At 53.3% G+C, this 20,879-nt stretch carries 24 protein-coding genes; 1 reads left to right on the forward strand and 23 read right to left on the reverse strand.

All coding sequences use genetic code 11. From position 1 onward, the window contains the following. Position 1: 1 nt before the first annotated feature. The 17 genes from pyrF to BUQ78_RS02445 form a co-directional block, all read right to left on the reverse strand. Complete coding sequence (gene pyrF, locus BUQ78_RS02365; RefSeq protein ID WP_074199150.1) at positions 2-682, reverse strand: orotidine-5'-phosphate decarboxylase; 681 nt, start codon at positions 680-682, stop codon at positions 2-4. Next, a complete protein-coding gene (locus BUQ78_RS02370; RefSeq protein ID WP_074199151.1) occupies positions 679-1,632 on the reverse strand; it encodes a dihydroorotate dehydrogenase in 954 nt (317 codons plus the stop codon). The genes pyrF and BUQ78_RS02370 overlap by 4 nt, the downstream gene beginning before the upstream one ends. Continuing rightward, positions 1,619-2,395 carry an iron-sulfur cluster-binding protein gene (locus BUQ78_RS02375; RefSeq protein ID WP_074199152.1) on the reverse strand — a complete coding sequence of 259 codons (777 nt, stop codon included), beginning with the start codon at positions 2,393-2,395 and terminating at the stop codon, positions 1,619-1,621. The genes BUQ78_RS02370 and BUQ78_RS02375 overlap by 14 nt, the downstream gene beginning before the upstream one ends. After that, positions 2,385-3,686: a dihydroorotase gene (locus BUQ78_RS02380; protein WP_074199153.1), complete on the reverse strand. Its 1,302-nt coding sequence runs from the start codon at positions 3,684-3,686 to the stop codon at positions 2,385-2,387. The genes BUQ78_RS02375 and BUQ78_RS02380 overlap by 11 nt, the downstream gene beginning before the upstream one ends. Beyond that, a complete protein-coding gene (locus BUQ78_RS02385) occupies positions 3,683-4,612 on the reverse strand; it encodes an aspartate carbamoyltransferase catalytic subunit (protein WP_074199154.1) in 930 nt (309 codons plus the stop codon). The genes BUQ78_RS02380 and BUQ78_RS02385 overlap by 4 nt, the downstream gene beginning before the upstream one ends. Before the next feature lie 12 nt (positions 4,613-4,624). Further along, the gene (gene pyrR / locus BUQ78_RS02390; protein WP_014806509.1) at positions 4,625-5,164 is read right to left on the reverse strand and encodes a bifunctional pyr operon transcriptional regulator/uracil phosphoribosyltransferase PyrR; all 540 of its coding nucleotides are present in this window, start codon (positions 5,162-5,164) and stop codon (positions 4,625-4,627) included. Between the two features lie 308 nt (positions 5,165-5,472). Then, positions 5,473-6,711 carry a beta-ketoacyl-ACP synthase II gene (gene fabF, locus BUQ78_RS02395; RefSeq protein ID WP_074199155.1) on the reverse strand — a complete coding sequence of 413 codons (1,239 nt, stop codon included), beginning with the start codon at positions 6,709-6,711 and terminating at the stop codon, positions 5,473-5,475. 66 nt (positions 6,712-6,777) lie between these two features. Beyond that, positions 6,778-7,029 carry an acyl carrier protein gene (gene acpP / locus BUQ78_RS02400; RefSeq protein WP_074199156.1) on the reverse strand — a complete coding sequence of 84 codons (252 nt, stop codon included), beginning with the start codon at positions 7,027-7,029 and terminating at the stop codon, positions 6,778-6,780. 25 nt (positions 7,030-7,054) lie between these two features. Continuing rightward, on the reverse strand, positions 7,055-7,801 hold the full coding sequence (gene fabG, locus BUQ78_RS02405) for a 3-oxoacyl-[acyl-carrier-protein] reductase (RefSeq protein WP_074199157.1): 747 nt from the start codon (positions 7,799-7,801) through the stop codon (positions 7,055-7,057). Further along, positions 7,798-8,751, reverse strand: coding sequence for an ACP S-malonyltransferase (fabD, locus tag BUQ78_RS02410; RefSeq protein WP_074199158.1), 954 nt, complete (start codon positions 8,749-8,751; stop codon positions 7,798-7,800). Before fabD ends, fabG begins: the two co-directional genes overlap by 4 nt. Before the next feature lie 6 nt (positions 8,752-8,757). Beyond that, on the reverse strand, positions 8,758-9,726 hold the full coding sequence (gene fabK / locus BUQ78_RS02415; RefSeq protein ID WP_014806503.1) for an enoyl-[acyl-carrier-protein] reductase FabK: 969 nt from the start codon (positions 9,724-9,726) through the stop codon (positions 8,758-8,760). A gap of 11 nt (positions 9,727-9,737) precedes the next feature. Further along, positions 9,738-10,736: a beta-ketoacyl-ACP synthase III gene (locus tag BUQ78_RS02420; protein ID WP_014806502.1), complete on the reverse strand. Its 999-nt coding sequence runs from the start codon at positions 10,734-10,736 to the stop codon at positions 9,738-9,740. A gap of 1 nt (position 10,737) precedes the next feature. Then, positions 10,738-11,739, reverse strand: coding sequence for a phosphate acyltransferase PlsX (plsX, locus tag BUQ78_RS02425; RefSeq protein ID WP_014806501.1), 1,002 nt, complete (start codon positions 11,737-11,739; stop codon positions 10,738-10,740). A gap of 56 nt (positions 11,740-11,795) precedes the next feature. After that, complete coding sequence (gene fapR, locus BUQ78_RS02430; RefSeq protein ID WP_014806500.1) at positions 11,796-12,362, reverse strand: transcription factor FapR; 567 nt, start codon at positions 12,360-12,362, stop codon at positions 11,796-11,798. 149 nt (positions 12,363-12,511) lie between these two features. Then, a complete protein-coding gene (gene rpmF, locus BUQ78_RS02435) occupies positions 12,512-12,709 on the reverse strand; it encodes a 50S ribosomal protein L32 (protein ID WP_014806499.1) in 198 nt (65 codons plus the stop codon). Then, positions 12,675-13,292 carry a YceD family protein gene (locus BUQ78_RS02440; protein ID WP_074199159.1) on the reverse strand — a complete coding sequence of 206 codons (618 nt, stop codon included), beginning with the start codon at positions 13,290-13,292 and terminating at the stop codon, positions 12,675-12,677. Before BUQ78_RS02440 ends, rpmF begins: the two co-directional genes overlap by 35 nt. Before the next feature lie 39 nt (positions 13,293-13,331). Further along, positions 13,332-14,537, reverse strand: coding sequence for an acetate/propionate family kinase (locus BUQ78_RS02445; protein WP_074199160.1), 1,206 nt, complete (start codon positions 14,535-14,537; stop codon positions 13,332-13,334). A 48-nt stretch (positions 14,538-14,585) separates the two neighbouring features. On the opposite strand from BUQ78_RS02445, the gene BUQ78_RS02450 reads away from it, so the two are divergent. Then, entirely contained in the window at positions 14,586-15,794 is a 1,209-nt protein-coding gene (locus tag BUQ78_RS02450) for a nucleotidyltransferase (protein WP_074199161.1), read from the forward strand. On the opposite strand, the gene coaD is transcribed toward BUQ78_RS02450, so the two are convergent. The 6 genes from coaD to rpsO all read right to left on the reverse strand — a co-directional run bounded on the left by coaD (position 15,784) and on the right by rpsO (position 20,767). Further along, a complete protein-coding gene (gene coaD / locus BUQ78_RS02455; RefSeq protein ID WP_014806494.1) occupies positions 15,784-16,278 on the reverse strand; it encodes a pantetheine-phosphate adenylyltransferase in 495 nt (164 codons plus the stop codon). The two genes, BUQ78_RS02450 and coaD, sit on opposite strands and share 11 nt — an antisense overlap. Positions 16,279-16,280: 2 nt before the next feature. Beyond that, the gene (locus BUQ78_RS02460; RefSeq protein WP_074199162.1) at positions 16,281-16,787 is read right to left on the reverse strand and encodes an RsmD family RNA methyltransferase; all 507 of its coding nucleotides are present in this window, start codon (positions 16,785-16,787) and stop codon (positions 16,281-16,283) included. Further along, entirely contained in the window at positions 16,784-17,722 is a 939-nt protein-coding gene (gene trmB / locus BUQ78_RS02465) for a tRNA (guanosine(46)-N7)-methyltransferase TrmB (RefSeq protein ID WP_074199163.1), read from the reverse strand. Before trmB ends, BUQ78_RS02460 begins: the two co-directional genes overlap by 4 nt. A 30-nt stretch (positions 17,723-17,752) precedes the next feature. Continuing rightward, positions 17,753-18,202 (reverse strand): dUTP diphosphatase, encoded by a 450-nt coding sequence (dut, locus tag BUQ78_RS02470; RefSeq protein ID WP_014806491.1) that lies wholly within the window; start codon positions 18,200-18,202, stop codon positions 17,753-17,755. 2 nt (positions 18,203-18,204) lie between these two features. Further along, the gene (locus BUQ78_RS02475) at positions 18,205-20,418 is read right to left on the reverse strand and encodes a polyribonucleotide nucleotidyltransferase (protein WP_074199164.1); all 2,214 of its coding nucleotides are present in this window, start codon (positions 20,416-20,418) and stop codon (positions 18,205-18,207) included. A gap of 88 nt (positions 20,419-20,506) precedes the next feature. Continuing rightward, complete coding sequence (gene rpsO / locus BUQ78_RS02480; RefSeq protein WP_014806489.1) at positions 20,507-20,767, reverse strand: 30S ribosomal protein S15; 261 nt, start codon at positions 20,765-20,767, stop codon at positions 20,507-20,509. Between the last annotated feature and the right edge of the window lie 112 nt (positions 20,768-20,879).

Here is a 20,879-nt window from a genome sequence, read left to right on the forward strand (position 1 = left end):
GTTAACCGACCTCATTCATTATACCGGTTAAAGCCTCAAGGGGGTCGGGGGCGGCAAGTATCGGCCTTCCCAGGACTATAAAATCCGCCCCTCTTTTTTTAGCCTCAGCGGGCGTCATGATCCTGGCCTGATCGTCAAGGGATGCACCCTTCGGCCTGACTCCTGGAACTAATGTCAGCAGCTTGCCTGACACCTCTTTTACCGTCGTCAAATCCTTGGGCGAACATACGACCCCATCTATGCCGGACCTTTCGGCTAGCCTGGTCCTGGCCTTTATGGCCTCTTCAAGCGTCGAGCCCGGCGCCAAGGCGCCCCATTCCGACTCGTCGATGCTGGTTAAGACAGTTACGCCAAATATCTTCATATCAGGGTTTACTTCGTCGCGCCTCTTTACTGCCTCGCGCAGCATCTTCTCTCCGCCTGCCACGTGCAATGTCAATCCAAATATTCCCATCTCGGCGAGGGCGGAAACTGCTCCTCCCACAGTATTCGGTATATCGTGCAATTTGACGTCCAACAATACGTTCCATCTGTTTTTTAGCGACATCACAAAATTCCTTCCGCCCAGATAAAACAGCCTGGGACCGATCTTGACAAACTTCAGCTTTGAACCCAATAATTCTAGCATCCTATCGGCGGAAGCCAAATCCTCGGTATCCAATGCCAATACGATTTCGCTCAAATTTCCCCTCTCCTTCCCTTTCCAACAATATCCCTGACAGAAGACATGCCCCATTCCGTCAGTTTTTCCCTGGCTTCATGATAAACGTTTTTCATGCAACGGAGATCATGAAGCAGCATACTTCCAACCTCTACCGCCGTAGCTCCTGCAAGAAGCATCGCCAAAGCGTCTTTCCCGCAGGAGATGCCGCCACAGCCTATTACAGGTACGGAAACGGCTCCTGCGACATCGTAAACGCTTTTAAGCGCCAAAGGAAAAACAGCAGGCCCCGAAAGGCCTGCCGTGATACGGTCAAAAACCGGCCTCTTTCTGTCCACATCCATGGCCATGCCAAGCCACGTGTTGGATACGACCACAGCATCAGCTCCCCTTCGTTGGGCAACCATTGCAACGCCTACCAAGTCTTTGGCCTGCGGGGTGAGCTTCACCCACAACATTCCCTCCCAGATGGGCCTTAAGGCTTCAAGTACCTTAGAAACGCCTTCCTCGCTTGAGCCCCACGACATTCCTCCAAAGTCCACGTTGGGACATGATACGTTAAGCTCAACCGCTGCGATGCGATTGGCAACCGACCTTAACATAATTAGGCCTTCTTTTGCCTCTTCTAGCGTCTCGATGGCCAAGTTGACCACCACGGGGATTTCGGAGGACGATATCTCCGGCAAGTCCTTTTCAATGAATGCCTGCAGGCCCTCATTTTGAAGCCCTATGCTGTTGAGCAACCCTGAAGGCGTTTCCCATATCCTGACTCCCCTGTTACCCGCCTTTGGATATCGCGTTAAGCCCTTGCTGCAAATGGCCCCAACGCCTTCCGTATAGGGTTTCCTCCAAAAGGTCACATCGTGGGGCCATACGCCCGATGCAATTATGAGAAAGGACGACAAATCAAGGCCCCCTATGGAGACGCTCATATCAGGTTGTAACGCCTTGCTCGCCTCAGATAAGCTCATCTAGACAAACCTCCGCCACGTCTAAGACGGGACCGCGACTACAAACCTCGGTCATGCCGTTCTTAGTAGGTATGCTGCAGGAGTGACACCCCCCGATTCCACATCCCATCCTCGACTCAAAGGACCCTAAGATGCGCACTCTGCCATTGAGTCCTGCATAAATAGCCTTAAACATGGCCACGGGCCCGCAGGCCCACACCTCTTCTATGGGCCATTTGCCATTTAAAAGCACGTCTGCGGCCGTGCCTCTTTCGCCGATCGTCCCGTCATCGCAGGCTATTACCACTTCGGGACACTCAGATTTAACCCAGGATGCCACGTCTGCCCAATCTCCGTTGGGCACGCCGAGGACGAACTTGCTAACTACTTTGGGATAATATTTACGCGCAAAGACCAAGGGGGCAACGCCGATACCCCCGGCTACAAGTGCCACGCTTTTACCCAGGGGCTTAAAGACGCCCCTGCCCAGGGGACCGCGCAGGCGAAAGGGAGAGCCAATCTCGCATCGGACGATGTCATTTGTCCCAAAACCTGCGACCTTGACCAAAAACTCCAGAGTATAGCCCTTTTTGTCCGCCACGGCAAATGGACGCAGTAACAAGGGATCTCTTTTCCACCGACAGGGTCCTATCATGAAAAACTGTCCCGGCATTATTGAGGACACAAAGCCCTCGACCTCAAAGCGAAGCAAATAAACCTCCTTTGCAAGTCGAACCTTTTCGCTTAAAATGCCGGATCGTTCAAGTCCATCATCACAGCGCATGGCGTATCTCTCCGGCAACCACGGTCATCACCGGCCAACCCTTTAGCGTCAAACTGTCGTAAGGCGAGATCCTGGCCTTGCTCTTCCATCTTCTTACGTCAACTTTTTGTTCCCTATTTAGGTCAATCACCGTGATGTCGGCTTTGCCGCCGACCTTTATCGTCCTATCCATTCCAATTACCCCACCTGGACCGGCCGTAAAAAGTCCAAGGAGCCTGCTTAAATCAAAGGGCTTTCCCCTCTTGTCCCACTCGTCAAGCACGACGGCCACGGCGCACTCAAGCGAGGCAATGCCGAATTTGGCCTCCTCGAAGGTCAAGTCCTTTTCATCGACATGATAAGGGGCATGATCGGTGGCTATGGCGTCCACGGTGCCGTCTTTTAGACCCTCCCAAAGGGCTTCGACGTCATCTTTGGTCCTAAGTGGAGGATTTACCTTGAAGGCCGGAGAATATCCGGACTTTACTATCATCTCGTCGTCGAATACGAGATGGTGAGGCGTTACATCGCAGGTCAAATTCAGCCCCTCTGCCTTGGCTTTTCTTATCGACTCGAGCGCCTCTTTGGTGCTGACATGAGTCAGGTGAAGGCGTCCCTTTGTCTCCTTGCAGAGTGCGATCGCCCTATCTACGCCTATGATCTCAGAGCTCCTTGGGATGCCCTTTAGCCCGCAAAGGGCACTTATCCTTCCTTCATTCATCTGGCCGCCCTCCGACAGGCTTACCTCTTCCGGATGCTCCATGAGGGGTATGTTTAGGTCTTTTAGATAAAGAAGCGCTATGCGCATGGCTTTACTCGAAAGCACGGGGGAGCCATCATCCGTAAAAAGCACCGCCCCTTCCTTGGCCATGCCGATCATCTCGGTGATTGTCCTGCCCTGCCTTCCAACGGTCACGGCGCCTGCCGGAAGCACAACGGCACCCCCTGCCTGCCTTCCCTTTTCCGCTACGTAACGAACGCCCGAAGGATCATCTACGGGCGGATCGGTATTGGGCATGGCGACCACGTGCGTAAATCCGCCGACAGCTGCTGCTTTAGAACCGCTTTCTATGTCTTCCCGCCATGTCTGTCCGGGATCCCTGAAATGAGCATGAATGTCAACGAATCCCGGACATACCAGACAACCCCTAAGATCGCGATCGAGGCAACTTGCACCCTCGTTTTTTAAGGCCGTTTTTTCCGCTTCACAGGGGATAACCTTGGCTATTCTACTGCCTTCAATGCAAATGTCCCAACTGCCGTCCCTCAAGGTCTTTCCATCGTACAACATAGCGTTGCGCAACCAGATCATCTATCGCCACCTCCAGCCAAGTAAAGAAATAACAAGGCCATCCTGACGGCCACGCCGCTTTTGACCTGATCAAGCACCAGACATCTGTCTCCGTCGGCCACGAAGCTGTCGATCTCCACGCCCCTGTTCATCGGTCCGGGATGCATAACTACAGCTTCTTTGCTCGCATGAGAGAGCACCTCTTCGTTTATTCCCCACTGGTTGTGGTATTCGTCGATGCTCGGAAACAATCCCTCTTCCTGTCTTTCGCGCTGAATCCTCAAGGCGTAAACCATGTCGGCTCCCTTTACTGCCTTTCTCACGTCAGGTTCGTACTCGGCAAGGTCAAACACGTGAAGGGGCACTAGCGACCGCGGACCGGATACGACCACCTGCACCCCCACCTTTGAGAAGGCATATATATCGCTTCGCGCCACGCGACTGTGAAGGATATCGCCGACGATGGCCATCTTGCGCCCTCTTAAGCTGCCGAAATGCCTCCAGGCCGTATAAAGGTCGAGCAACGCCTGGGTTGGGTGCGCCCTGGCGCCGTCACCGGCGTTCATCACGCAGGCCCCGTTGAGCTTTTTGATGAGATATTCGGGAGTGCCCACTTGTTTGTTTCTCACCACAACGGCATCGACGCCCATGGCCTCGATAGTTTTAGCCGTATCCTCTAAGGATTCTCCCTTTGCCGTGCTCGATCCGGATGACGACCAATTTATGACGTCGGCGCTCAAGAACTTCTCCGCCAGCTCAAAGGAAGTCCTCGTCCTCGTCGACGGCTCGAAGAACATGTTGGCAACTACCTTCCCTCTGAGGGCCGGCACTTTTTTCAGCGGCCTTTTCATGACCTCCTCCATGCGGACGGCTTCCTCAAGTACGGTATACAGATCTTCCTCGCTGAAGACATCCACATCGACCAGATGTCTATGCTTCCACGCCATAAAACTCCCCTCCTATTCCTTGGCCACGATCGAAATTCCGTCACGGCCATCGAGTTCTCTGACGTATACCTCGACAAGTTCATCCCTCGACGTCGGGACCACTCTTCCAACCACATCGGGATGTATGGGTAGCTCTCTGTGTCCACGGTCAACCAATACGGCAAGCAACACCCTTCTTGGCCTGCCCATATCCATGAGGGCATCCAAGGCTGCCCTCACCGTCCTGCCCGTGAAGAGCACGTCATCGACCAAGACAACGTCCTTTCCCGTGATGTCGAATGGAATGGATGTGCTGTGCACCATGGGATGGTCTGCCATCATCGAAAGATCATCCCTATAAAAAGTTATGTCCAGTTCTCCGCAGCCCATTTCCCCGTAACCGGACGACTTAATGACGTCCCTGATCCTGTGCGATAGATACACACCCCTTCTTTGGATGCCCACGAGCACGGCATCCTGGGCACCGCCCAACTTTTCCAGTATCTCGTGAGCCATCCTCCTGATCGTTAGGTCCATTTCCTTATCGTCCATAACCACAGCCTTCAACCTCATTCTCCTTACACCTCCTTTAAAAAAGGGGCTTCCAAGAGGTTATCCTCAAGGAAGCCCTTATCAATCCCTACGATGTTTCTTTTATTCAACTTTCTTTCTAAGCTTTCTCTCAACCTCATGGCATTCGTCTCCCCACAGGCGTTCAGGTTTTGAAAGAGTATAGCAAAGGTTCGGCTATTATGCAACCGGTTGCATAAAATAAAACATCGGAAAAAAGGGGAAGCCTGAAGTTCTGTCCTCTCTTTTAAGACAGCTACGCTTCCCCTAATTTGCCCAATCTTAGACTAATTGGCCCTGTTTCCTTTGCCCTAGCCCTCATAACGCTGTATGGCCAATACCGCGTTATGTCCTCCAAAGCCAAAGTTATTTGAGAGAGCACGACTGATCTTTCTGTAGACGGGCTCTCTGCCCACCACATTTATGGGACATTCCTCGTCTTGCCTCTCGAGGTTGATGGTGGGATGTATAACCCCTCTTTCGAAGGCCAAAAGTAGGGCTATCAATTCCAAAACACCTGCCGCTCCTAAGCCGTGTCCGATCATGGATTTGGTCGAATGGACCAATATGTTATCGGTGTGTTGCCCAAAGAGCGCCCTGATCGCTTTGGCTTCCATGGCGTCGTTGAGGGGCGTCGACGTCCCGTGGGCATTGATAAGCTCCACATCGGCCAGATCCCAACCGGCCATTGAGACCGCCATGCTCATGGCCCTCACGGCACCAACCCCCTCCGGATCCGGCGCCGTTATATGGTAAGCATCGGTAGTATTGCCATAGCCCACGAGCTCTGCATATATCTTGGCGTTTCTCCTTTTGGCATGTTCCAATTCTTCCAGGATGAGAACTCCTGCCCCCTCGCCCAACACAAAGCCATCGCGATCTGCGTCGAAGGGACGTGAGGCATGTTCGGGATCGTCGTTCCTCGAAGAGAGTGCCTTCATGGCGGCAAAGCCGGCTACGCCAATCGGGGTGATCGCAGCCTCGGCACCACCTGCCAGGATCACGTCGGCCTCTCCTCGCCTTATGGAATATATCGCTTCTCCTATGGTATGGGTCGCAGTCGCACAGGCGGTGACAGCACACAGGCTTGGGCCCTTAGCATTATGTCTAATGGCAACATAAGCCGCAGGCATGTTGCTTATCATCATGGGAATGAAAAAGGGGCTTATCTTATTCGGTCCCTTCTCCAGCAACGTCTTGATGTTTTGGAAGCTCGTGCCTATTCCGCCCTCGCCGCTGCCCAGATATACCCCTACCCTCGTGGGGTCTTCGCCATTCAGATCCAAGGCGCCGTCCTCGATGGCCATATCGGACGCCGCCACGGCAAAGTGAATGACCCTGTCGGTCTTTCTGACTTCCTTTCTGTCCATCCACTGTCCGGGATCGAAGTCCTTTACTTCGGCGGCAATCCTCACCGGATATTCCGATACATCGAAAAGCGTAATAGGCCCTACCCCGTTTTTCCCTTCCTCTAAGGCCTTCCAATACTCCTCCTTGCCATTCCCGATGGGGCTAACGACGCCAATCCCTGTTATCACCACTCTTCTCAAGCTGTTCACTCCTTCGATTTAGTGGAGTAAGGGCCCTTGCAGGAAAACCCGCAAGAGCCTTTCCTTTTAGTCTTCCACGCCAAGTTTGGACTTAATGTACTCCAGCGCTCCTCCGACAGTCGTAAGCTTTTCGGCGTCTTCGTCGGGGATTTCGATATCGAACTCCTCTTCGATGCCCATGATCAGCTCTACTATGTCGAGCGAATCGGCACCCAGGTCCTCGACGAACGAGGCTTCAGGCGTAATCTGATCCTCATCGACGTCCAGTCTGTCCATCACTATCTGCTTTAATTTGCTTTCGATTTCTTCGACTCGCATTATAAGTTCACCTCCTTCCAAAAAGTTACTGCATTATCATTCCGCCGTCTACAGCTATCACCTGACCGGTGATGTAGCCAGCCTCCTCGGAAGCCAAAAAGGCCACAAGGTTTGCGACGTCCTCGGGCCTCCCGGCCCGTCCCAGGGGGACCTGCCGCAGGAAGTCCTCTTTGTACTTGTCGCCAAGCGCTCTGGTCATGTCCGTCTCGATGAAACCCGGCGCGACGACGTTGACAGTTACGTTTCTGGTGCCGTATTCCCTTGCAACGCTCTTGGCAAAGCCTATGAGGCCTGCCTTCGCGGCGGCATAGTTAGCCTGTCCCGCATTTCCCATCAGGCCGACAACGGAGCTCATGCATATTATCCTGCCCCATCTCGCCTTTGCCATGTCGCGAATCGCCTCCCGCGTGCAGTAAAAGGCGGAAGTCAGATCGGCCTTAAGCACTTCTTCCCATTCCTCATCCTTCATCCTCATCAGCAGGTTGTCTTTGACGACACCGGCATTATTGACCAACACCGAAACGGGACCAAGCCTATCACGCACGGCGTCAAACATGTCCTTGACGCTTGTCACATCGGTGACGTCGGCCACAAAGACCTCAGTCCTCGAACCGCAAGCTCTTATCTCGGATGCGACCTCTTCGGCCTGTTTGGCCGAGGACCTGCAATTCAAGGCCACTGTATAACCCAGGCTTCCCATCTTTACTGCAATGGCCCTACCTATACCTCTGCTGGCACCAGTTATTAAGACCACCTTGCAAGCCGAAGTCATTCTACTTGAGCACCCCCTATAAAATCAAGGGCCCCGTCCAATTTATCGGGAGAATCAAGGGAAAACACCTTTGCATCCTTGACCGTCTTTTTGATCAACCCCGCGAGCACGCTTCCGGGACCTATCTCGAGGAAAGCATCGACGCCAGCGCCTCTCATGAACTCGACCGACTGAGACCAGAGCACGGGATTGTAGCTCTGGAGGAGCAAGGCCTCCTGTATCTCCTTCACCTCTTCCAAGGGTTTAGCGTTAACGTTGGCGACCACGGGCCACTTTGGCCTTCGCCACTCGCACATCTCAAAGGCCTTGGCCAACCCCTCTGCGACTGGTCGCATCAGGGAAGAATGAAAGGGTGCGCTTACCTTAAGCATTACTGCCCTTTTAGCTCCCCTTTCTTTTGCCAACTCTATAACGCGCTCAACTGCCCTAAGGTGGCCGGACACAACTATCTGCTGGAGAGAATTGTAGTTGGCCGGCTCGCAGAGGCAATCGTTGTCAGAGACCAAGCGACATAGAGCCTCAACGGTTTCCTTGTCAAGGCCAATGATGGCCGCCATGGCTCCAACGCCCAAGGGCACGGCCTGCTGCATAAGCTTACCTCGGATATTGACCAGCTTGACGCCATCCTCAAGCTTTAACGCCCCCGCGGCCACAAGCGCCGTATACTCGCCCAAGCTGTGGCCTGCCACGAAAGACGGATGAAGATCGTTGGACTTAGTCCTCAAGGCCTCAAAGGCTGCTATGGAGACGGTAAGTATGGCAGGCTGAGCGTATTCCGTCTTCGTCAGTTCCTCCTCGGGCCCCTCGAATATCAACCTGCTGAGGGGGAAGCCTAACGCCTCATCTGCTCGCAGGAACATCTCCCTAGAGACGGTGAACTTGTCGTAAAAGTCCCTACCCATGCCTACTTCCTGAACCCCCTGACCGGGGAAGACGAACGCATAAGACAAGAGCTTTCACCTCTTTTCGCAGTTCTGGTCGGTCAAATGGGACCCCAGCTTTCTAAGGACCCTTTCGGCATCGTCAAAAAGCTCCCTTATTATCTCGGCGGCAGGCTGAACTTTCTTTACCAGTCCTGCCGACTGGCCGGCCATTACGGAACCCCACTCCACATCTCCGTCGATGACGGCTGCCCTAAGCCTTCCCGTCCCCAGGGCCTCCAGCTCCTCAATGGAAGCCCCACTGCTTTCCAACTCCTCAAACTTCTTTGTCAACTTGTTCCTTATACATCTTACGGGATGGCCCGTCGATCTTCCCGTCACCACCGTAGATCTGTCCGTGGCCTCTATGATGGCTCGCTTGTAGGCCTCGTGGGCAGGGCTTTCCGCGGCACACACGAAGCGCGTTCCAACCTGGACTCCCTCGGCTCCCAGGGCGAATGCCGCCACGACACCCCTTCCGTCGGCTATGCCTCCGGCGGCAACGACGGGTATGCTTACGGCATCGACGACTTGCGGGACCAAAACCATGGTGGTGAGCTCGCCTATATGTCCGCCCGCCTCCGTGCCCTCGGCAACAACCGCATCGGCACCCTGCCTTTCGACCCTCTTGGCATGCGCCACCGAGGCAATGACGGGGATGATTATGGTGCCCAAGGGCTTGAGCCTTTCGATGACCTTTCCGGGACTTCCTGCGCCCGTTGTCACGACGGGAACGCGATTTTCGGCTACCACCTCGATGGCGTCTTCCGCCGTTGGGGACATGAGCATGATGTTCACGGCAAAGGGCTTATCGGTCATTTGCTTGAGCCTTTTTATTTCGGCGTCAAGAAGATCGGGGGGCATGCTGCCCGCCGCAATGACGCCCAATCCCCCTCCGTTGCTGACGGCCGCAGCCAGATCGGCATTGGCCACCCATGCCATGCCGCCTTGAATTATGGGATACTCCACGTTAAGTAAATCCTGAATTCTTGTCCTCTTCCACATGACTGCCCACCTCATACCTCTACAAGCGTAGCTCCATAGGTCATTCCCGATCCGAAGCTGACGAATATGACCTTGTCGCCCTTCTTAATCCTTCCGTCAACCAGCGCCTCGTGAAAGGCCAAAAACACGGTCGCTGCGGAAGTATTTCCGTATTTATCTATGTTAACTATCGCCTTGTCCATGGAGATGTCAAGCCTTTTTAGCACGCTTTCTATGATCCTGTAGTTTGCCTGGTGAAACACCCACCAATTTACGTCACCTAGGGATAACCCTGATTCCCTGCAAAACTCCTCCAGAAAAGAGGGAAGCACCTTATTTACGAACTTAAAGACCTCATTGCCCTTCATATGGATCGTATGAAGCTTTTTTTCGATCATCTCCACCGAGGCGGGACACTCCACAAGCCCCCCAGGCAAGATTATGAGGTCGCTTTTCGTGCCGTCGCTCTTAAGGGAGGTGGACAACACCCTATTTTTGCCGTCAGGGCTAACTCCCAATACGACAGCTCCTGCGCCGTCGCCGAAGAGCACGCAGGTAGTCCTGTCCTCCCAGTTGAGCAGCCTGGTCAAGACCTCGGCACCGATGACCAACACCTTATCCCAGATGCACGAAGCAATGCCCGCAGCCGCAAAGGATAGGGCATATACGCTGCTCGTACAGCCGGACTGTATGTCGCTGGCTCCGGCGTTGTTGGCCGACAACCTCCCCTGCACCTTGGCAGCCACCGCGGGAAATATGGTATCGGGCGTATTGGTGGCCACGATCACCATATCCAGTTCTTCGGGGCTCACATTAGAGGCCTTTAAAGCCTCGACGGCTGCAAGGTATGCCAGGTCGCTTGTTACCTGATCATCAGCGGCGACCCTTCTTTCCGCTATGCCGGTGCGCGTGCGGATCCACTCGTCGTTGGTATCTACAATCTTTTCTAAATCATCGTTGGTCAAAATACGATCGGGAACGTACATGCCAGAGCCCAGAATGGACACGGGCCTTCCCTTAAAGATGCCCACATTACATCCCTCCTCGATCCAAACCATTTCTGATCAGTTCGACGCCGCGATTCATCACAAAATCCCTGGCTACCTTCAGAGCGCTGTCTATGGCCCTTGCCTTGGACCTGCCGTGAGCCTTTATGACTACCCCTTCCACGCCGAGGAGGGGCGTACCTCCATACTTCTCGTAGTCAAACCTGTTCCAAAGCTCTTTAAGCATGGGGATCAAAAACAGGAACCCCACCTTTGGCAGTATCCTCTGATCCATCTCTTCCCTTAAAAGCCGATAAAGGGCTTCCCCGACGCCCTCCACGAATTTTAGCAAAACATTTCCGGTGAACCCGTCGCAGACCACCACATCGGCAACTCCTAAGGGTATGTCTTTCCCCTCGACGTAACCTATGAATTCTACGTTCGCCTTGGCGAGCATGTTCCTCGCCTCACATACGACCTCATCGCCCTTGATCTCTTCCTCGCCGTTTGAGAGCAACGCCACGGTCGGAGATTTAACGCCTAAGGTATTTCGCATGTAAATCTCGCCCATTATAGCGAACTGATATAAATTTATCGGTTTGCATCTAATTGTCGCTCCCACATCTATGAGGAGCGTGATCTTGTTGGGAAGAGGAATGGGCACTCCCAAACCCGGCCTGTCAATTCCAGGAATCCTTCCCAAGATCAAGACGCCCCCTGCAACGATAGCTCCGGTATTTCCTGCCGATATGCACCCCTGTGCATCGCCGGCCTTTACCATCTCCATGGCAAGCCTTATGCTTGCCCTCTTTTTCTTCCTGAAGGCAACCGTGGGAGACTCGTCCATGGCTATGTATTCATCGGTATGCACTACATGAATCCTCTTGGAGACGAAGGGCTCCGCGTCCTTTATGACCCTTTCTATCTGGCTGCCGTCCCCAACTAAGACAACCTCTAAGTCGGGATACTTGGAGCAAGCCGAGATAGCTCCCAGACAAATCTCAGTGGGAGCGTGATCTCCTCCCATGGCATCCAAAGCTAAGATCAATGTCATCCACCCCTATCAATCGAACTCTCCGCACTGCCTTTCCTTTTTACTCTCTTTTAGGGGAAACTTTCAAGGGCAACGACTATAAATCTGCCCACGAAAATCTCTTTGCCCTCCACTTTCGTCCGGACACTCACAATGTACTTGTTCTGCTTATGCGTACCGACCTTAGCCCTCGCCACTAACATGTCGCCCACGTGTGCGGGAATTTTATACCTGATATGCGCTGAGGCAGTGATGACATAATCAGCTTCTATGACGGCAATGGCAAGGGAGGTCGCCTGGGCATAGATGTGATGATCGGCTACGAGATTCGAGTGACGAAATGCCATATCGCCGGTAGTTTGAAGCACGGATAAAGCCCATTGGTTGGGTTGCAATTCAAGAAGCTCTCCAACGACCTCTTCATACCTGAGGGAGCGCAATCGGCTTGTCGCCTCTTCGGCCATCCTCCTCATTCTCTCCCGCAATTCCGGTATCCCAAGAAGCGCCCTATCCAGCCTGATGGTGCTCAAGGACACCCCTAGCGCCTTAGCCAGGGCGTCATCGGTAAGCAGTGGATTTTCCCTGAGCAATTTCAGGATCCTTTGATGTCGACGTTCTCTGTTGGTCGAAGCTGGCACGCCAATAACCTCCGAATTTTGTCAGCTGGTCTTAATAACAGGTATCATTGAAAAAGTATATGCTCCCCCCTTGGGACAGTCAAGACGGTCTATAAAATTAAAGACAGGGAGCCGAAACCTCTTTCCCTGTCTTTTTTGGCAAATTGTATCTACTTTTCCTCTTCCTTGCCTAGCTTGCCCACCACGCGCCCCCTATAATATCCGCACTCCGGGCATGCCCTGTAGGTCATCACGACCTCTGAGCAGTGAGGGCACACCGTGAGCTCCGGTCCTTTCAAGCTCTTAATCCACTGGGCATGTCTTCGAGCCGTCTTAGCGTGAGAGACCCTTCTTTTTGGAACGGCCATGGCTTTCCTTCCTCCTTTCCAAATCGCTTGGCGCACCTAGCGCTTTTTTCAAGACTTCCAGGCGAGGATCTACCTCGGCTGAATTACATTTACAAGGCCCTTCGTTCAGATCCTTACCGCAATGGGGGCACAGACCTCGACAATCGGGCGAACACAGAACGATGGACGGTAAAGACAAGATTATACTTTCCCACAGTTGGGGTGCCAAGTCAAGATGGGTAGGCCAAAAGTCCATATGAACCATTGACATTTCCTCTTTGGACAGCTCGTGATCCGGCTCCAAGTTCTGCGGTCTCAGCGTGTAGATGTAGCTGTACCGCTCGAAGATCTCCAGCAAGACCGGCTTCAAGCACCTGGCGCAAGCCACTTCCGCCCTAAAGGAAATTTGCATATCGACAGTAAGGTCACCGCTATCCCAATGGGCATCCAATCCAAGGTCTAGCGGAAACCTTAACAAATAATCCTGCCCCCAGTAATTGACTACCCCCTCAGGCCTGTCAAAAGAGGCGGAAGCGCTATAAACTTCCCCCTTTTTGACCTCATCGAGGTCTAACAAATAATGCAAATCGAACTCACGATCCAAACTCTTTGCCCCCCACTGGAACTTAACGATTATACACGATTATTTTTCCTGAACCAACCTGTAAGTATCCCTGGCGATGACCAATTCCTCGTTGGTAGGAATCACAAGGACCTTCACCCTTGAAGCCCCGCCGCTGATCTCCCCTTCCTTGCCTCGTATCATGGCACCATTTTTGTCCTTATCGCAAAGCACCCCGAGAAACTCGAGGTAGTCGCATACCTTCTCCCTTATGAGCGGGCTGTTTTCTCCGATGCCTGCCGTAAAGACGATGCAGTCCAGCCCCCTCATCGCCGCCGCATAGGCCCCGATGAACTTTGCAATTCCGTAAGCCAGCATCTCGACGACCAAGGTTGCCCTTTCGTTGCCCTTCTCCATGGCTTCCTCTATGTCGCGAAGGTCGCTGCTTATTCCGCTTAAGCCCAAAAAGCCGCTTTCCTTATGGAGGATGTGGCTCATATTGGCCGCGCTCAGATTTTCCTGCTCCATGATGTGAAGCACAAGCGTGGGATCCACATCACCGCTTCTAGTGCCCATTATGACGCCTGGGACGGTGCCAAACCCTAAAGATGTATCTACCGATACTCCGCCATCGACGGCAGTTATGGAGCTGCCGTTTCCCAGGTGGCATGTCACTATCTTCAAGCCCTCGACGGGCTTACCCATCAGCTGTGCGGCCCTGTTGGCCACGTAGTAGTGACTGGTGCCGTGAAATCCGTACCTGCGACCCTTGTAGGTCGTATAATACCTGTAAGGGAGGCCGTACATGTAGGCCTTTGGAGGCATAGTCTGGTGAAAGGCCGTATCAAACACGGCGACTTGAGGCAAGTCCGGCAAAAGTTCCTTCATTGCCCTTATTCCCGTGAGGTTGGCAGGGTTATGCAGAGGTGCAAGGGGAACGCATTCTTCGATTGCCTCAATCACATCGTCGTCAACAAGCACCGAGGAGGCAAATTTTTCTCCGCCGTGGACCACGCGGTGGCCGGCCGCAGCGAGCTCGTTCAAGCTTGCTATGACTCCCTCGTCGCCGTCCAAGAGCAGATCGACGACATATTTAAGGGCGACCTTGTGGTTGGGAATATCCGCATCCTTGGATATCGTGCTTGAGCCCGTCCTGGTATGCTTGATCCTGGAACCCTCGATGCCGATCCTTTCGACCAGGCCCTTTGCCGCCACCGTCTCCTGAGGCATATCGAACAACTGATACTTCAACGAAGAACTACCGCAGTTCAACACCAAAATTTTCACTTTGCAAACCTCCCTCAAAATATATATTGACGAAAAGAGGTCGATTCGATGCAGGAAGCCATACTTGGAATAATAGCTGAATACAACCCCTTTCATAACGGACACCTGTATCACATGAACAAGGCCAAGGAAATGACCCATGCAAGCTGCACCGTCATCGCGCTCTCTTCCAACTTCGTCCAACGTGGAGAGCCATCGATGATCGACAAATGGGAACGGACGAGGATGGCATTGGCGCAAGGTGCAAACCTTGTCATAGAGATGCCCTCGGCTTTTTCGTGCCATAACGCCGGCGTCTTTTGTTCGGCAGGCGTCGATCTGCTCGCCGCTACCGAAACGGTAACCCACCTGTCCTTTGGAATGGAGGACACGTCCTTCCATTCACTTAAAGGAGTCATCGATATCTTAATAGAGGAGCCTCCCTCTTTCAAGGAGAACTTGAAGCGGCACCTGCAAGAGGGCCATTCATACGTAGAATCACGTTCCCTGGCCCTAGAGGATCTTATACCCGGTGCAGGGCGTCTGATGTCTTCCTCGAACAACATATTGGCCGTAGGCTACATGATGAGGATCACCCAAAAGGGGTATCCCCTAACTCCCGTTCCCGTAGAAAGAACGGGACGCGCCTATCTGGACGACACTTTGACCGATGTGGCAAGCGCGACTGCCATAAGGAAGGCGATCAAGGAAAAAGGCTTAGATGAGGTTTGTCCCTACGTGCCGCAGGAAAGCTTTTTCATATTAAAAAAGGCCTTCGATAGGGGAAGATGTGCCATAGACGACGATGCGCTCTTCAGGATGATAATCGCCTCCTGCTTGAGGGCTTCGCCCAAGGAGCTTGCAAGCTATGCCGAGATGAAAGAGGGAATCGAAAACAGGATAATGCAAGCCTCAAAATACTCCAAAGACCTGCAGGAGCTCATCGAAGCCATCTCCACCAAGAGATATCCGAAGGCTCGCGTACAGCGACACCTCATGCATATACTGCTTGCCTACGATCACTGGACAAACAAGGCCGTCCAAAGGTTGTCGGTGCCCTATATACGCGTGCTCGGCTTTGACGACAAGGGCCGTGCTCTGCTAAAGACCATGAGAAAGAAAGCTCGCCTTCCCCTGATCACGAAGACAGGATCGCTCGAGTCCCCCTACAGCAAGACCATCGCAGCCTTTGAATACAAGGCCGTCGAGCTTTGGGAGATGCTATGCAACGCTCCGCAAAGGAGAAAAGATGTCATCCAAAAGCCCATCACCGTATGAGGTCCTTCGGCGGAAACCTTTCCCGAAGTCTCCTGTATACCCCCGGAGGGACCATGCCCTGCACCGATCCCCCGAACTGAAAGACTTCCTTGACTGCGCTGCTGGACAGGTATGAGTATTGAGCGTCAGTCACGATGAATATGGTCTCCACCTCAGGGGCAAGCTCGCGGTTCATCAGGGCCATCTGAAACTCGTACTCGAAATCGGACAAGGCCCTAAGGCCTCTGACAATTACGCGACAGCGCTCCTGCCTCATGAAGTCGACCAAAAGGCCCTCAAAGCTCTTCACCCTTGCGTTGGAGACATGGCTCAAGGCCTCGCGAGCCATTGCCTTTCTCTCCTCTACCGTAAAGGTTGACTTCTTCTGCGGGTTAACCAACACGGCAAGTATCAACTCATCGAACAAAGCGGCAGCCCTTTCGGCCACATAAAGATGTCCGTTGGTTATGGGATCAAAGGAACCGGGATAAACGGCCTTCAGCACAATTATTTCTCCTCCTTCGGGCTTCCTTCACCCCGACATAAAAAGGACAATACGGTATCGCCGTAAGACCTCTCTTTACACAAATTCCACCCCTCCAAGGGCAGGGGCAGATCCTCCCTCTTCGAGCGCTCAAGGACCAGTAAACCATCGGGCTTCAACAATAGATCGTACTTGGACAGAGACGAAAGAAGCCACCCTATCCAGCCATATTCGTAAGGCGGATCGGCAAAGATTACGGAAAACTCATATCCATCCTTTGCGAGCTTGGGCAAGGCCCTTCTTACGTCCATGCAAACCACTTCCAAACCCTCCCTGTCCCTGCATAAAGAGCGCAAGTTGGCGCAGGAGGCTTTGTCCGCTTCAACGGCCACAACGGGCCTTGCTCCTCTAGCCCATGCCTCACGGGCAATCTGGCCGCTCCCCGAAAAAAGATCGAGGAAAGACCTCCCACTAATGTCGCCTATGGCATTAAAGAGGGCCAAAAGGACCTTACTGGAAGTCTTTCTCAAAGACGCTCTATCTCCTCCGCCAACGCGGCAAAGGATCTTTTCACGGCCGGAGTCCTGTATATGGATGATGCGTCGTCGAGCTTTATCAAAACCTCACCTTCGCAGGGGACCAGGCGAATGTAAAACTTCTGTTCAAATCCATCATCGACGGTTATCGCCTGAAGAAGGGCCGTTTCTTGGGATCCCAAAAAGAGGTCCTTAAAGGTCCACCTGAAACGCTCCTCCCCGCCCGTAAGGCCACAAAGGCAGCTCAACCTCGAGGCTTCCCATACATCTGGTCTTTTGGCTTTAACGTTCAACGCCGTCACCTCCCAATCCACCACCGGCTCAACCCTAAAGGGCACATGCTTTGTGGCCTTTAGCCTATATATGGATTTGCCCATGGATATCCACTTTTCCTCATATTTGGTCCTAAAAGAGCTGCTTTCGCCAACTAAGACATCGCCAACCTCAAAGGCAGGGTTTTCAAGGAGACACGTTCGGGCGTCCTCTATATACCAACGCTCGTCACTTGCAAGCTCAAAGGCCCCTTTGACCTTCAGCGCATGAGCCAGGTTGCAGACAAATCCCGGCGTAACCAGCCGCCTTTTGGCATGTCTTTTTTTCGGCCATGGGCAGGGAAAGTTTACGTAAACCCTGCCGACGGACTCCGGCAAGAAAAACTCCCGAAGCAGGAAGCTTCCGTCGCCGCACAACAGCCTGACGTTCGGCAAACGACGCATCAGACATTTCCGTGCGGCCTTAAGAATGGAGGTCATGGAGACCTCGATGCCGAAGCAGAAACCTCTTTCGTTGCGGGAGGCCATATCCAACAAGAATTCCCCATTGCCAAAGCCAATCTCTACGGTTACATCATCGCACGTGGGCAAAGTTTCACGGCGAAAGACGGATGCCTCATATGGCGATAGTATTACCTTGTTCAAAGCCCACGACATGAAAACTACCCCTTCATATCAATTTGCAACTCACTTTAAGCCTGTGCTGCCGAAACCGCCTGCTCCACGGGCGGTTTCGCTCAAACTTTCCACTTCCTCGAAACCGACCCTGCATACGGCCGAGATGACGAGCTGTGCTATGCGGTCTCCAACCTTCACCTCAAAGGGTTCTCTCCCCAGGTTTATCAGTATGACGCCCACTTCTCCTCTGTAGTCCGCATCTATCGTGCCCGGGGCGTTCAGAACGGTCACGCCGTGTTTTAGGGCAAGGCCGCTACGAGGCCTGACCTGAGCCTCGTAGCCCATTGGGATCTCCAGGTAAAGCCCCGTGCCTATCAAGGCCCAACTGCCTGGCTCTATCGTCTTCTCCTCGGCTGCCCTCAAATCAACTCCCGAAGAGGATGGCGTCATATAGGAGGGCATGTCGAACCTTAACGCATTTCCCCTTCGGGACACCTTCACTTTGATGCTGTCTCCCATTGCTAATCCCTCTTCGGCCTGGGATGGCGACCCTTATCCGAATCCCTTTTCTTGGTCAGGGAGGAGTCCCTCTTTCTATCCTCCTCCAAAAATTCCCGCATCTCGGGGGTGAGCGGAAAATCGTCGGGGTTCTCCAGTATCCTTTTTCTGCTCAAGTTTATCCTGCCAAGCTCGTCGATCTCCTTCACCACGACCAATACGGGATCTCCGACCTTGAAGAAGTCCTCCACCTTGGGCACATGAGAGGAACTCACCTCGCTGATGTGAAGCAGCCCCTCCTTGCCGGGAAGCAGCTCGACGAAGGCGCCAAAGCTGGTCAGCCTCGTAACCTTGCCAAGGTAAACCTCTCCAGGCTCGACTTCCTTCGTCAGCGATTTGATCATCGACATGGCCTCATGGGCCGCAGCCTCTGAGGAAGCTGCAATGTAAGTGACGCCTTCGTCTCCTATGTCTATCTTGACGCCGGTTTTTTGGACGATATTCCTGATGGTCTTACCGCCGGGGCCTATGACATCCCTTATCTTATCGGGGTCGATGTTCATGGTGTATATCCTAGGAGCATACTGGGACAGCTCCTCTCTCGGAGAGGATATGACGGCATCCATGATGTCCAGTATCTGAAGCCTTCCCCTTTTGGCCTGCTCCAGGGCCTGAACCAGAATGTCCCTGGTTATCCCGCCTGCCTTGTTATCCATCTGCAGCGCGGTAACGCCGTCGCGCGTTCCGGCCACCTTGAAGTCCATGTCTCCGTAATGGTCCTCAAGCCCCTGGATATCGGTCAATATGGCGACCCTTTCCCCTTCCTTTATCAAGCCCATGGCGATGCCGGCCACGCTCTTTCTTATGGGCACTCCGGCGTCCATCAGGGACAGCGAGGCACCGCATACGCTTGCCATGGAGCTGGAGCCGTTGGATTCAAGTATATCCGATACGACCCTTATGATATAGGGAAACTCCGTCTCGGATGGTATCAAGGGCTTTACCGCTCTTTCGGCGAGCGCCCCGTGGCCTATCTCGCGCCTTCCGGGACCGCGCATCGGCCTAACTTCCCCGACGGAAAAGGGCGGGAAGTTGTAATGCAGCATGAATCGCTTTGGCGGCTCGTCCAGCTTCAGCCCGTCCAGTATCTGTTCATCCTCTCCGGCCATGCCCAAGGTCGTGACGACCAAGGCTTGAGTTTCACCCCTGGTGAACACGGCCGAGCCGTGAACCCTGGGCAAAAATCCCACCTCACACGTTATGGGTCTCAGTTCGTCCATGGCCCTGCCGTCAGCCCTCTTGCCCTCGTCAAGGATTAGGGACCGCATGGCCTTCTTGACGAACCGGGTCACCACTTCGGAGATATAAGCCTCATGTTCTGGATAGGCTTCCTCGAAGCGCTCCCACGCCTTCTGCTCTATGGCCTTGATGGCGTCGCTGCGCTCTTTTTTTGCATGGATCTTGACGGCTTCGTAAATCTCGCCGTAAAGGTTCCTTTCGACGAACTCCTCAATTTCCGGGACCTCGATCGGGGAAGGTATCTCGCTTTTGACCTTGCCGACGGCTTCTTTCATCCTCAACTGAAAGTCAACGAGGCGCCTTATCTCTTCTTGGGCAAGCTCAAGGGCGTCTATCAAGACGTCTTCCGGTACCTCGTTTGCTCCCCCCTCCACCATGGTAATTCCGTCTTTATGGCCGGCCACGACCAGGTCAAGGACGCTTCCTTGCATGTCGGATTCCTTGGGATTTATGACCAGACGGCCGTCTATGTAGCCCACGCGAACGGCTCCTACGGGTCCGTCCCAGGGGATGTCCGAGATGACGAGCGCTGCAGAGGCGGCATTTATGGCCAGCATGTTGGGCGGATTGACCTGATCTACCGACAGCACCGTGGCTACCACGTGAACGTCATTTTTCATATGCTCTGGAAACAGCGACCTTATGGACCTGTCCACGAGCCTGGCGCTCAAAATGGCCGTCTCCGAGGGCTTTCCCTCCCTTTTGATGAAACCGCCTGGTATCTTGCCGGCAGCGTAAAAACGCTCCTCATAATCCACTATGAGGGGAAAGAAGTCCACATCTTCCCTGGGGGTATCTTCCATGCATGCCGTGACAAGGACGGTTGTATCTCCATAACGGGCATATACTGCACCGTTGGCCTGTTTTGCGAGATGCCCGGTCGAAAAGGTAAGAGCCTCTCCGCCTATCTCCATCTCAAAGTTCATTTCATCGCTCATTCCTAAACTTTCCTCCCATTGAAAATATCGATCTGAAGCTTTCGTGACGATTAAAGGCGAGGACCTCCTCGCCTTTAAATTGAAGTCGTTAACGGCGCAGACCCAGTTTGTCTATCAACGATTTGTAGCGGTTGAAATCCTTTTCCTGCAGGTATTTCAGGAGCTTTCTCCTCTTGCCGACCATCTTCAGGAGGCCTCTCCTCGAATGAAAGTCCTTCTTGTGGACCTTGAGGTGCTCCGTCAGGTAGCGAATCCTGTAGGTCAGTATGGCGACCTGCACCTCCGGGGACCCCGTATCGGCGCTGTGAGTCTTAAACTCCTCGATGACCTTCTGCTTCCAATCTTCCATCACTATATCACCTCACTAAAAAAATCCCTTGACCAAGAAGGACGAATGCCGATCCACCTAGTCTAGGGTATGTTCATATTAACACTACAACTAAAGCGACGCAAGGGTTGTT

The sequence above is a fragment of the Acetomicrobium flavidum genome (assembly GCF_900129645.1).
In the GTDB taxonomy this organism is placed as follows: domain Bacteria; phylum Synergistota; class Synergistia; order Synergistales; family Acetomicrobiaceae; genus Acetomicrobium; species Acetomicrobium flavidum.